Origin of the sequence: Lelliottia sp., assembly GCF_045627565.1 — a bacterium.
Classification (GTDB): domain Bacteria; phylum Pseudomonadota; class Gammaproteobacteria; order Enterobacterales; family Enterobacteriaceae; genus Enterobacter.
Window position 1 is genome coordinate 199,558 of the sequence record NZ_JAZQNX010000001.1, and the last position, 12,684, is coordinate 212,241.

The 12,684-nt window shown below is 52.1% G+C and carries 14 protein-coding genes; 5 read left to right on the plus strand and 9 right to left on the minus strand.

Translation table 11 applies throughout. From position 1 onward, the window contains the following. Positions 1–171 precede the first annotated feature (171 nt). Entirely contained in the window at positions 172–1,593 is a 1,422-nt protein-coding gene (gene pykF, locus ACKI5T_RS01060; RefSeq protein WP_012017162.1) for a pyruvate kinase PykF, read from the plus strand. Positions 1,594–1,900: 307 nt separating this feature from the next. Further along, a complete protein-coding gene (locus tag ACKI5T_RS01065; protein WP_012017161.1) occupies positions 1,901–2,137 on the plus strand; it encodes a major outer membrane lipoprotein in 237 nt (78 codons plus the stop codon). A gap of 64 nt (positions 2,138–2,201) precedes the next feature. Here the strand turns inward: ACKI5T_RS01065 and ACKI5T_RS01070 are convergent, their stop codons facing one another. The 7 genes from ACKI5T_RS01070 to sufA all read right to left on the minus strand — a co-directional run bounded on the left by ACKI5T_RS01070 (position 2,202) and on the right by sufA (position 8,835). Continuing rightward, entirely contained in the window at positions 2,202–3,215 is a 1,014-nt protein-coding gene (locus ACKI5T_RS01070; RefSeq protein ID WP_407434974.1) for a L,D-transpeptidase family protein, read from the minus strand. 98 nt (positions 3,216–3,313) lie between these two features. Continuing rightward, positions 3,314–3,730, minus strand: a complete 417-nt coding sequence (gene sufE, locus ACKI5T_RS01075; RefSeq protein ID WP_012017159.1) for a cysteine desulfuration protein SufE — start codon at positions 3,728–3,730, stop codon at positions 3,314–3,316. Between the two features lie 14 nt (positions 3,731–3,744). Further along, entirely contained in the window at positions 3,745–4,965 is a 1,221-nt protein-coding gene (gene sufS / locus ACKI5T_RS01080) for a cysteine desulfurase SufS (protein WP_407434976.1), read from the minus strand. Then, on the minus strand, positions 4,962–6,233 hold the full coding sequence (gene sufD, locus ACKI5T_RS01085) for a Fe-S cluster assembly protein SufD (protein ID WP_407434978.1): 1,272 nt from the start codon (positions 6,231–6,233) through the stop codon (positions 4,962–4,964). The genes sufS and sufD overlap by 4 nt, the downstream gene beginning before the upstream one ends. Then, a complete protein-coding gene (gene sufC / locus ACKI5T_RS01090; RefSeq protein WP_059178153.1) occupies positions 6,208–6,954 on the minus strand; it encodes a Fe-S cluster assembly ATPase SufC in 747 nt (248 codons plus the stop codon). Before sufC ends, sufD begins: the two co-directional genes overlap by 26 nt. 16 nt (positions 6,955–6,970) lie before the next feature. Continuing rightward, on the minus strand, positions 6,971–8,458 hold the full coding sequence (sufB, locus tag ACKI5T_RS01095; RefSeq protein WP_133632395.1) for a Fe-S cluster assembly protein SufB: 1,488 nt from the start codon (positions 8,456–8,458) through the stop codon (positions 6,971–6,973). Between the two features lie 8 nt (positions 8,459–8,466). Next, positions 8,467–8,835, minus strand: coding sequence for a Fe-S cluster assembly scaffold SufA (gene sufA, locus ACKI5T_RS01100; protein WP_012017154.1), 369 nt, complete (start codon positions 8,833–8,835; stop codon positions 8,467–8,469). Positions 8,836–9,206: 371 nt separating this feature from the next. Between sufA and ACKI5T_RS01105 the strand changes: the two genes are divergently transcribed. After that, entirely contained in the window at positions 9,207–9,479 is a 273-nt protein-coding gene (locus tag ACKI5T_RS01105; RefSeq protein WP_012017153.1) for a YqjD family protein, read from the plus strand. A gap of 30 nt (positions 9,480–9,509) precedes the next feature. Here the strand turns inward: ACKI5T_RS01105 and ACKI5T_RS01110 are convergent, their stop codons facing one another. Continuing rightward, positions 9,510–10,247, minus strand: coding sequence for a MerR family transcriptional regulator (locus ACKI5T_RS01110; RefSeq protein ID WP_407434981.1), 738 nt, complete (start codon positions 10,245–10,247; stop codon positions 9,510–9,512). 187 nt (positions 10,248–10,434) lie between these two features. After that, on the minus strand, positions 10,435–11,655 hold the full coding sequence (locus tag ACKI5T_RS01115) for a diguanylate phosphodiesterase (protein WP_407434983.1): 1,221 nt from the start codon (positions 11,653–11,655) through the stop codon (positions 10,435–10,437). Positions 11,656–11,997: 342 nt separating this feature from the next. Here ACKI5T_RS01115 and ycgZ point away from each other — a divergent pair, with 342 nt between their 5' ends. Both ycgZ and ACKI5T_RS01125 read left to right on the plus strand, forming a co-directional pair. After that, positions 11,998–12,237, plus strand: coding sequence for a regulatory protein YcgZ (gene ycgZ / locus ACKI5T_RS01120; protein WP_012017150.1), 240 nt, complete (start codon positions 11,998–12,000; stop codon positions 12,235–12,237). 96 nt (positions 12,238–12,333) lie between these two features. Next, positions 12,334–12,654 carry a hypothetical protein gene (locus ACKI5T_RS01125; RefSeq protein ID WP_407434985.1) on the plus strand — a complete coding sequence of 107 codons (321 nt, stop codon included), beginning with the start codon at positions 12,334–12,336 and terminating at the stop codon, positions 12,652–12,654. Positions 12,655–12,684: the final 30 nt, after the last annotated feature.

Below are 12,684 nucleotides of genomic sequence, written 5' to 3' on the forward strand. Positions count from 1 at the left end.
TCTCCTTCGTTGGGCTGATACTCAGGCACACTTTCTTCTGCACGCTCATTTGATGTCACCTATCCTTAGTGCGTGCCATTTAAAATTTCGCAACACAGGTTTGACTCCGCGGCAGTGCGCCCCCGGAGCGAGATTCCCATATCCTTCCCAACTTAAAAGACTAAGACTGTCATGAAAAAGACGAAAATTGTTTGCACCATCGGCCCGAAAACCGAATCTGAAGAGATGCTGAGCAAAATGCTGGACGCCGGCATGAACGTAATGCGTCTGAACTTCTCTCACGGCGACTATGCTGAACACGGTCAGCGTATTCAGAACTTGCGCAACGTGATGAGCAAGTCTGGTAAAAAAGCAGCCATCCTGCTGGATACCAAAGGCCCAGAAATCCGCACCATCAAACTGGAAGGCGGTAATGACGTCTCCCTGAAAGCCGGTCAGACCTTCACTTTCACCACGGATAAAACCGTTGTGGGTAACAGCGACATCGTGGCTGTGACTTATGAAGGCTTCACCAGCGATCTGTCTGTTGGCAACACCGTACTGGTAGACGATGGTCTGATCGGTATGGAAGTTACCGCGATCGAAGGCAAAAACGTTGTTTGTAAAGTGCTGAACAACGGCGACCTGGGCGAGAACAAAGGCGTTAACCTGCCAGGCGTTTCTATCGCTCTGCCAGCGCTGGCTGAAAAAGACAAACAGGACCTGATCTTTGGTTGCGAACAAGGCGTTGACTTTGTTGCGGCTTCTTTCATCCGTAAGCGTTCTGACGTTGTTGAAATCCGTGAACACCTGAAAGCGCACGGTGGCGAGAACATCCAGATTATCTCCAAGATTGAAAACCAGGAAGGCCTGAACAACTTCGACGAAATCCTCGAAGCGTCAGATGGCATCATGGTTGCGCGTGGCGACCTGGGCGTTGAGATCCCGGTTGAAGAAGTTATCTTCGCGCAGAAGATGATGATCGAAAAATGTGTTCGTGCGCGTAAAGTGGTGATCACCGCGACACAGATGCTTGATTCTATGATCAAAAACCCGCGTCCTACCCGTGCTGAAGCCGGCGATGTCGCGAACGCCATCATCGATGGTACCGACGCAGTAATGCTGTCTGGTGAATCCGCGAAGGGTAAATACCCGCTGGAAGCTGTGACCATCATGGCAACCATCTGCGAGCGTACTGACCGCGTGATGACCAGCCGTCTGGACAGCAACAACGACAGCCGTAAGATGCGCATCACCGAAGCCGTTTGCCGTGGTGCTGTAGAAACTGCTGAAAAACTGGACGCGCCACTGATCGTTGTGGCGACCCAGGGCGGTAAATCTGCGAAAGCCGTGCGTAAATACTTCCCAAGCGCGACCATCCTGGCGCTGACCACCAACGAAACCACTGCGCGTCAGCTGGTTCTGAGCAAAGGCGTGATTCCGCACCTGGTAAAAGAGATCGCGTCTACCGACGATTTCTACCGTCTGGGTAAAGAAGTTGCTCTGCAGTTGGTTGATCGTGGTCTGGCACGTAAAGGCGACGTTGTTGTGATGGTTTCTGGTGCACTGGTTCCAAGTGGCACCACCAATACGGCATCTGTTCACGTGCTGTAATCATTAACAAACGAATTGTTTTCGCAAAAAGCGCCCCTCGGGGCGCTTTTTTATTTGTGGCAATAACATAATTATTTAAAAAGCAAATCGGGTTTTTCTATTTAAGAGCGATTTATCTAAGATGAATCCGATGAAAATTCTCTTTTTTTACATAGCTTTTTTAAAGAATTGCCCAGATTCGTTGCTTCTTTGAGCGAACGATCAAAAATAGGTGTATTCCCATCAAAAAAATATTCTCAACCTAAAAAACTTTGTGTAATACTTGTAACGCTACATGGAGATTAACTCAATCTAGAGGGTATTAATAATGAATCGTACTAAACTGGTACTGGGCGCGGTAATCCTGGCTTCTACTATGCTGGCTGGTTGTTCTAGCAATGCTAAAATCGACCAACTGTCTTCTGACGTTCAGACTCTGAACGCTAAAGTTGACCAGCTGAGCAACGACGTGAACGCAATGCGTTCTGACGTTCAGGCTGCTAAAGACGACGCAGCACGCGCTAACCAGCGTCTGGACAACCAGGCTACTAAATACCGTAAGTAATAGTACCTGTTAATAAAATGGCGCACATTGTGCGCCATTTTTTTTGCCTGTTATCCGCGAACACCTACTGCATCACCACGTCCTGCTCGCCTTCAGTGACTGCCGCTGAAACACGATTGTTCTGCACCGACAACACCGCACTGTTCGCAGAAGGGCCATTACCGGCCGATACCGCGACCGGGATCCCCGCGCGACGCGTTAACGCTTTGTCGATCAGCGCCTTGTCATTCCCTTCCTGAGAAGCAAACGATGCAAAGTCCGCGTTGTGGATGATTGGCGTGGTTTGCGGGTTCTCGCCCTCTACCTGAGCCAGAGGACGGTGCACCTCAATGTAATGTCTGCCATCCGGTTCTACCGAGAACTTCACGGGTTCATTGATGATCTGCACGCGCGTCCCCACGCGAGCCTGCGCAAACAGCGCTTTAATATCAGGCGCGTTCATTCGCATACACCCAGAACTGACACGCAGCCCGACGCTATCCGGCGCACTGGTGCCGTGGATAAGATATTCCCCATTACCTATCCCCAGACGCAACGCAAAGCGCCCTAACGGGTTATTAGGCCCTGCCGGTACTACCGGCGGCAATTTGATGCCCTGAGCCAGTGAGCGCGCTCTGATGCCCGCTGTAGGCGTCCACGTAGGATTAGGGATCTTCTGGCTAACACGCGTGGTGCTGACCGGCGTCTCCAGCCCTAATTGCCCTATTCCTAGCGGATAGACCTGGACGATATTTTCACCCGGTGGGAAATAATAGAGCCGCAGTTCCGCCAGGTTCACCACAATGCCCTCGCGTGGCGTATCGGGCAGCAGCATTTGCGATGGGATAGTAATCACCGTCCCCGGCGCTGGATAAACTGGCGCAATCGTATTATTGGTTTCGAGGATCAGCTGCGCCGCCGTATTAAATCGTCGGGCAATGGCCTGCAAGTTTTTGTCCCCTTCCTGGATGGAATAGGTTTGATTTTGTCCAATAAGACGGCTTCCCGCTGGCGGCAATGGGTAATCCATCGCGCTGACAGAATGAAGGCCACCGAAAGAGCTAATCAGTAAAAGAGTAATAAGAGATGCGCGCTTCATGCTGAGATTCCTTATTCACTGACAGGACGCCAGAAAGCTGAAAAACCCGCGAGATGGGAACCACCTCGCGAAACATGAATGAATGCTGTTTTGTTAGTTTAGCTAATGTTGGCGGCTTTGGAGCGGATTGCGCGGATCATCGCTTCCAGCCCCTGTGAACGGGAGGGGGTTAAATGCTGGGTCAGGGCCATTTGTTCGAACCACGGGCGAATATCGAAGGCGACAATATCCTGCGCGGACATCTGGTGATACAGAATGAAAACGACGGCCACCAGCCCTTTGACAATCGCCGCATCGCTATCGCCCTGCAGTTCGATCACGCCATCGTCGTTCTGGCGCATCACAATCCATACCTGGCTCTGGCAGCCCTGAATAATATTCTCCGGGTTATGCGCCTCTTCGCTGAGAACCGGCAGTCGCTGGCCCAGCTCAATAATGTACAGGTACTTTTCTTCCCAGTTGGCGCAACGGGTAAAGTTACGCAACAGCTTATCTCTGTCCGGCAACGCGGCCATGTCTTGCCTCTCTCTTATCCCAGGAGATGATGGATGCGTTTGAGCCCCGTCACCAGCCTGTCGACCTCTTCCGTCGTGTTATACATCACCAGCGACGCGCGGCACATTGCCGGGACCTGGTAAAATGCCATCAGCGGCATTGCGCAGTGGTGACCCGTTCGTACCGCCACGCCATAATTATCAAGGAAACTGCCCACGTCGTAAGCATGATGTTTGCCCAGATTAAAGGCAATAACGCCTTTACGCGCGTCAGGGCCGTACAGCGTGAGATCCGGGACGCTGACCAGTTCCGCCAGCGCATAGCGCATCAGCGACGCTTCATACTCGGCGATAGCATCCAATCCGAGTGTGGAAACGTAGTCGATTGCCGCACCCAGCCCGATGATCCCGCCCGTATTCGGTGTACCCGCTTCAAAGCGCCACGGGGCTTTGGCGTAGGTCGTGCCTTGCGTCAGGCAGACGGTCGCAATCATCGATCCGCCCCCTTCCCACGGCGGCATCGCCTGCAAAATATCGTCTTTCACATACAGCACACCGATTCCGGTTGGGCCATACAGCTTGTGACCGGAAAACACGTAAAAATCACAGTCCAGCGCCTGCACGTCAATAGTGTGATGCATAACGGCCTGTGCGCCATCCACCAGCACTTTTGCGCCAGCCTGATGCGCTTTCGCAATGATTTCTGCGACCGGATTCGCGGTGCCAAGAACGTTAGATATCTGCGTCATTGCCACCAGTCGCGTACGCGCGTCAAGCAACGCGTCGAGCTGTTCCAGCTGCAACGTGCCGTCCACGTTAAGTGGGATGACGCGCAGCTGTGCGCCTGAGCGCTCACAGAGCATCTGCCACGGCACGATATTGGCGTGGTGCTCCATCTGGGTGATCACGATATTATCGCCCGCATGCACCTGCGCATTGCCCCAGCTATTGGCGACCAGATTGATCCCCTCGGTTGTGCCGCGCACAAACACCAGCTCTTCCGGTGAACGAGCGTTCAGGAATGCCGCTACCTGCGTGCGGACATTTTCCATGCGCTGAGTGGCTTCTGCGCTCAGGGTATGGATCCCGCGATGCACGGCCGCATAGCCGTGGCGGTAAAATTCCATCTCGGCGTCAATCACCTGATTCGGCTTTTGCGCGCTGGCGGCGCTGTCGAGATAGGCAAGCGGCAAACCGTTGACTTCACGGGTCAGGACAGGGAAATCCGCCCGCACTTTCTCTACCGGGAAACTCATGCTTTGCCTCCAGGCAGACGCTGACCAATACGCGCCAACACCTGCTGTTTGAGTTCTTCATCGCCGAGCGCTTCCGTCAGCTCCGCGGCAAACGCGTAGATGATCATTTTCTGCGCGGCCTGTTTATCGATCCCACGTGAACGGAGATAGAACATCTGTTCGTCGTCAATACGACCGACCGTCGCGCCATGGCTGCACTTCACGTCATCGGCGTAAATTTCCAGCTGCGGCTTGGTATCCACCTCAGATAAACGCCCCAGCAGCAAATTGTTGTTGGTCATCTGCCCGTCAGTTTTGATGGCGTGTTGCGCAACGTTGATCATGCCGTTAAACACCGCACGGCCTTTGTCGTTGACGATAATTTTGTGCATCTGACGGCTGTTGCAGTAGCCCTTGTTGTGCTCAACCCAGGTGCGCGTATCGCACACTTCAGATTTCACTGGCATCGCCAGGCTGTTAATGCGCAGCGTCGTGTTTTCGCCGTTCAGTTGGGTGCTGGTGTTATGACGCAGCACCGCCCCGCCGAGCAGGAAGCTGTGGCTAAACGCCGCCGCATCGGCCGCCATAAATAGATCATTATGGGCAAAGTGATGACACGCCGGGTTCTCAAACGCCAGCTTGATGTGATGCAGATGCGCATTCGCCGCCACGTTCATCGTCACTCGCGCACCGGTGAAATGTGCGGTTTCATTAAGACTGACGTAATGCTCAATAACCGTCGCGTCGGCCCCTTCGGCCAATTCAACGTGGTGACGGTAATGCGCGGTGTTGACCTCGTCGCCCTCAAGCCCTTGCGTGATATGCAGTAGAAGCAACGGTTTTGCCGGACGCTGATTACGCTTGATGCGAATGTGCGTCACGCTCGGAGAAAGGCTTTCGGTCAGATGCAGGAACACGTCTGGCTGCACGGGTGCGGGCAAGGCCTGACGATTATCGTTGATCTCGACATCAAAACCGCTGCCTTCGGTGTTATCGCTGAGCGCCGGGTTAAAGCACCCGTCAACAAACACCAGGCGAACGGCGTCAATGTTCAACGCCAGCGCATCGCGCTGAGCCGGGCTGACATCCGCCAGCCGCGTGACAAACTGGCTGTTCAGCAAGCCGTCCAGCGGAGTGTACTTCCAGTTCTCGTGCTTACGCGTGGGCAGGCCCAGGCGCAGCATGTGCTGCAGATGCTGCTGCGCGTATTCCGAACGCGTTTCGCCCTGCGCTTCGAACAGGCGATGCCACTGTTGCAGCGCGTTACTGCTGTTCGGTAAGCCAGCCATAGCCCTGCTCCTCCAGTTGTTTGACCAGCGTAAAATCACCCGATTTCACAATACGGCCCTGGTACAGCACGTGGACGTGATCCGGTTTGATATAGTCCAGAATGCGCTGGTAGTGGGTGACGATAATGAACGAACGTTTGCCGTCACGCAGGGAATTCACGCCGTCAGCGACAATTTTTAGCGCATCAATGTCCAGCCCGGAGTCGGTTTCATCCAGAATGCACAGCTCAGGTTCAAGCACTGCCATCTGCAGGATATCATTACGCTTTTTCTCACCGCCGGAGAAACCGACGTTCACCGAGCGGGTGAGCAAATCTTCCGGCATTTTCAGCAGTTTGATCTTCTCTTCCATCAGATCCTGAAAATCAAAACGATCCAGTTCTTCTTCGCCGCGGTATTTTCGCACCGCATTCAGAGAGGTTTGCAGGAAGAACTGGTTGCTGACACCTGGGATTTCAACCGGGTACTGGAAAGCCATAAAAATGCCTTCACCCGCGCGGTCTTCCGGTGACAACTCCAGCAAGTCTTTGCCTTTGAATTCAACCGTTCCGCCGACGACTTCATAGTCTTCACGTCCGGCCAGCGTGGCCGAGAGCGTGCTTTTACCGGAACCATTCGGGCCCATAATGGCATGCACTTCTCCTGGGCGAACCTCAATGTTTAGCCCGCGCAGGATCGCTTTATCTTCCACACTGACCTGTAAATCTTTAATGCTTAACATGTGCTTTCCTTAATCCTTAACCGACGCTGTGTTCGAGGCTGATTGCCAACAGTTTTTGTGCTTCCACGGCGAACTCCAGCGGCAGTTCAGAGAACACGTCCTTACAGAAGCCGTTCACAATCATCGAAATGGCGTCTTCTTCGCTGATCCCACGTTGCAGGCAGTAGAACAGCTGATCTTCCCCGATGCGCGAGGTGGTGGCTTCATGTTCAAGCTGAGCCGTATTGTTCCGGCATTCCACATACGGGAAGGTGTGTGCGCCGCAGTCAGTGCCAATCAGCATCGAGTCGCACTGGGTAAAGTTGCGTGCGTTGGTGGCCGTCGGCATGATTTTCACCAGGCCGCGATAGCTGTTCTGGCTGTGCCCGGCGGAGATCCCTTTCGAGATGATCGTCGATTTGGTGTTTTTGCCGATGTGAATCATCTTGGTGCCGGTGTCGGCTTGCTGATGTCCGCTGGTCAGCGCCACGGAGTAGAACTCGCCGATGGAGTTATCGCCGCGCAAAATGCAGCTCGGGTATTTCCAGGTAATGGCTGAGCCAGTTTCCGATTGCGTCCAGGACATCTTGCTGTTTTCACCTTCGCACAGCGCGCGTTTGGTGACGAAATTCAAAATACCGCCAGTATTGCCATCGCCAGGGAACCAGTTTTGCACGGTGGAATATTTCACTTCCGCATCTTTATGGATGATCACTTCCACGACGGCCGCGTGCAGCTGGTAGCTGTCACGCACGGGCGCAGAACACCCTTCGATGTAACTGACATAACTGCCTTCGTCGGCCACCAGAATGGTGCGTTCGAACTGTCCGGTTTTTTCGGCGTTAATACGGAAATAGGTCGACAACTCCATTGGGCAACGCACGCCTTTCGGGATGTAAATAAACGTCCCATCGGAGGCCACGGCGGCATTAAGCGCGGCAAAGAAATTATCGTTACTCGGCACAACGGTGCCGATGTATTTTTTCACCAGATCCGGGTGATCGTGGATCGCTTCGCCGAATGAACAGAAGATGATGCCCTGCTCCGCCAGCTTGCCGCGATAGGTCGTGGCGACAGACACCGAGTCAAAAATCGCATCGACCGCCACTTCGCGTCCTTCGCGGACCGGCACGCCGAGCTGTTCAAACGCCTCTTCCACCTCTTTACTCAGATAGCTGTTTTCCCCGGTCTGCTGCACAGCGCCGGGCTGCGAGGCACAGGTATCGTCACAGCTCCCGCAGGACGGTGCGGAGTAATAGCTGTAATCCTGATAGTCCAGATGTTTATAGTGCGCCTTCAGCCAGTGCGGCTCTTCCATCTCCAGCCATGCGCGAAATGCGCTCAGGCGAAACTCGAGCATCCACTCAGGTTCGTTACGCTTTGCCGAGATCGCCCGCACGACATCTTCGTTAATGCCTTTTGCGAGCTCATCAGTTTGTAGCTGGGTGAAGAACCCCTCTTTGTAATTGAGGTGCCCGCCGCTCCAGGTGTTAACATCGTCAGTTGCTTCAGTATTACGAGACATAGTACCGCCTATACCCCAAAGCTTTCGCCGCAGCCGCATTCGTTCTGGGCTTTCGGGTTATTAAATTTGAATAACTGGTTTAAGCCTTCGCGCACGAAATCGACTTCTGTTCCGTCGATAAACGGCATGGCCTGGAGGGCGACAAACAGCTTCGCGCCGTCCGTTTCGAATACCAGATCGTCTTTCTCAGGCTCGGTGACCGTACCCAGCACGTAGCCAAAGCCCGCACAGCCAGTCTGTTTCACGCCTAAACGCAAACCCACTATTTCCGGTTTTTTATCGATTAATTCGTGAATCTGCGCCGCCGCTGTTGGCGTCAGCGTCAATCCACGCCAGGCGAAATCAGCAGGGTTAAAGGTTTCTGAATGCAGTTCCATAGGTCCACCTCATCTATTGAGCCACTACTGGCATAACACCATGTTAGTGATAACGATTATCACTTCAACCCCCTGACAGCAGGGGCTTTCGGCTTAATCGCCCTTTTTGGCTACTTTACTTAAGCATAGACCCTGCCGCGTCAGGCAGGAGCGTTGGTTAAAATAATCCAATACATTGATAAATAATGGATTAGCAAAAGCTAATCGGGGCAACGGGTTAACCTACATAAGATGCATAGAAAATGTCTATTTTTAAAATAGGCAGAGCAGAATTTCCAGGAAAATACTGAAACAGGGCGAAAATGGCGCGCTGCGCGAGCGAATTGGCCGTCAGACGCTAGACTTTAGGAGACACCAAAAGGAGATTATCTATGTCATCACATGATTTTGAGAATGAAGCCGATCGCCTGGCGAACAAAGCCTTTAACAAAGCTGACGAACTTGCTGGAGAAGCACAATCCCAGTTTGGCGCTGCGGTTGACTCACCTAAACATCAGCTTAAAGGCGCAGCACGAAAATATGCCGCCAAAGCGTCGGATGTTGCAGATGATGTGTCTGAAAGAGTGCGTGATAATCCGTTGACGGGATTGATGGCCGCAGGTGCCATTGGCCTGATTATTGGCCTGTTGATGGGGCGTAAATAAAACATTCACTCTGGCCCGCAAGGGCCTTTTTTACAATCCTACTTCGTGGAACGACACCGCAAACCCCTGCTCTCTCCAGTGATCCAGCTGCTCCTGCTGACGTGCTGTAGCGGCTTTACCCGTCCAGACAAAAATCTTTTGCCCCGGGAACAGTTCCGGACGTGGGGAATCAATCGGCTCTGCTAACACGTCAATATGCCACCCTTTATGAGAAAGCCGGGCGGCCTCAAGCCACAAGCGTGTGCGGTCTTCACATTCCCAACCGATTAACAGCGCGTCTTTTCCTGACTTTTTACGTGATTCCGCCAGGGAAGCCGCCGCAACCTCAATGAGTACACCGTCTAACAGACTTGCCATGTGGCGAACCGTATTTTGATCGTGGCTCATGCGTTGGCGGACGGGAACAAGAATATTATCGATAAGGGCTTCAACGGAATGTTCGCGACGGAAGTCAGCAAGTTTGGCGCGCAATTTCGCCGGGCTGGCGTAGCGTAAAACCAGCATCATCTCTTCCTGATATGCCGTCCAGCTACTCTCAGTGACCAGTTCCTGCGCACCCAAAAGGGGTTTCACCTTGCCAACCGAAACGCCGCTTTTCATCAGGCGTTTGATTTCTTCGATGCGCAGAATGTCTTCTTCATCGAACTGGCGATGGCCGCCTTCACTGCGCTGGGGCTTCAACAAACCATAGCGACGCTGCCATGCACGCAGGGTTACTGGGTTGATTCCGCATCGTTCGGCGACTTCGCCGATACTGTAATAGGCCATTAGCTCCCTCACGCTCAATACTTCCATACTAAAACTAACTAACCTTATCAGATTGTACAAACGAAATGTATAACTAAGAACCCGGATGACAGCAAGTATTAGTCTTACAAACCCGGATTAGGTTTATGCATTGTTGTACAAACTTTACGACATGTATCGCTTAGCATGAGGGAGATTTACGGCAACGTTAGAAATCGAATTTCTTTTCTGGCCAGGCAATCGGCGGAATGCCTCCCAGTTTCGGACTGGCAAAAAGATGCCCCTGAAACTCGGAAATTCCAGCGGATTCTAGCCACATCCACTCCTCCGCCTTTTCAACACCCACGGCGCAAAATTGAATTTCCAGCGAGGCACAGCATTTGATAATGGCCTGAACAATCGCCTGGCGCGGACCGCTTTTATGCACATCCGCAACCAGCTCGCGATTGATCTTGATACGGTCAGGCTGGAATTGCGCCAATAGCAGCAAGCCCGCAAAACCGGCACCAAAGTGATCGATCGCCACGCTGATCCCGGCGCTCTTAAGCTGTCGGACCGCCCCTTTGAATTCGTTGATCCGCGAAATCACCTCACTTTCGGTGAATTCAATAATGATTTGCTCGGGCACCAGACCATTGGCGGCGATTTCTTTCAGCAAGAAATCGACGGCATTCGGCACATTGACCAGCGTCATCGGCAACAGATTCAGGGATAACGTCTGCCCTTCAAGGCCCAGCGCACTCGCCATCGACAGCGCGACCTGCTTGCTTTTGAGATCCGACTCGTAAATCGCATTCCCGGTCCGCGACTCAAAATAGACGGCCGGTGAACCACCAGACGGCGTACGCAGCAGCGCTTCCCAGGAGACAACCTGTTGCGTCAGCGGGTCAACAATGGGCTGAAACGCAAAGCTACAGTCTGCCCCTTTAGCAATCACCGGGGGCTGGCGCGAAAACGCATCCTCTTCGGGGATAAATTCCCAGGTATCGCCAGGTGGGATTTCGAAATAGTTTTCTTTTTCAGTGGCTTCGACAAAGGTGCGGAAAAACTGTAGCGCACGATCGTTGTACGTAAGCTGATAGCGGGTTGTGCCTTTATTCAGCACCTGCTGAAGCACTTCTTCCCTGTCGTAGCGCCTCAGATCAAAGAGTTCCATGCCGACATGACCAAATCGTCTTGACGGACCGTAGTCATAAAGCAACTCCACCAGATTGTAGTGCCGGGTGTCCTGGCAAATATGCTCGTAGATACGCCTGACGCTTTCTTCCGGCCCTTCGAGCAGCTGGAAAAAGTGCATTCCGTTGAATAATAAAATCCCTGTGACGTCCGAGTGCCGGTTCTTATCGGCGGCTGCCTCGACCATTTTTTCCAGAGATTTAACTGGAACGTTCGCGCAGAGATGACTGCGGTAAATAATGGTTGTGAGCATGATTTTCCAGGGTGTCTTTGAGTGGGTCACACATGCAAATGGTGTGAATATCGCTTGTTATACCATATTAGTTGCTTAACAAATAATTTACAGCTCAAGGATTTAGGTGTTTTTTTGCTCCGTTTTTCCGGCTTGTACAACTTTGTTTTGGCATATACGTTGTACAATATATCCTTTGCATAATCCTGCATTCCTGATAAACGTAACGTATTGATTTATATAAATCATGTTATAAAAAGTGAAGAAATATGAAAAATCTGTACATTTTTAATGTACAGATTTAAGAAAAGTGTATACCTTATTTGTAACGTTACTGATTACTCATTTTTACAGGATCGAAACATGCGCCAGAACGGATATCAACCCGATGCCGCCACTGCCATTGCACAGTACTTTGACAAGGCCGCCCTGCCTACCCAGCAGGAGACGCTCGGACAGGTGGTAGTCGAAATCCTGCGTGACGGGCGTAGCCTGAATCGCAAGACGCTGTGTGCCAAGCTCCTGTGCCGTCTTGAAGATGCATCGGATGTGGAAGAAGAGAAACATTATCAAACACTTATCGGTTTACTGTTTGATCGCTGAAGTTCGCAAAACAATTAACAGATTTCCTGGTTTGTCAGTCAACGGGACGAGGGAGCGCTGAAGGCTAACAAAGACCAGGCGATCAGAGATGCTGTTATGAATAGACGTCGTGTAGACAAAATGGTTGACGAGCTTATTGGTGAAGCCGTTCTTTCGCTGTTGAAAGAGAACGGCCCCATCAATACGCATGCATTAACGCAAAGATTACGGAACATGAAAGTTCATGAAAAGGATCCTGAGCGGCGGGAAGCCATAGCAGAGGTTATTGCGGAAATAAGCGGCAGTGATGTGGCGTTTAAACATTACAAAGCCGTGCAAAACCCAGCGAATCGAGAGGGATCTCAACGGACCAATAAAAACAATGTTGTTCCTTTATTTAGCAACGGAAAGCCTGCTGATCCAAAGAAAATACATTGACTGCCAACCGCCACTTAACCATCACGGTGA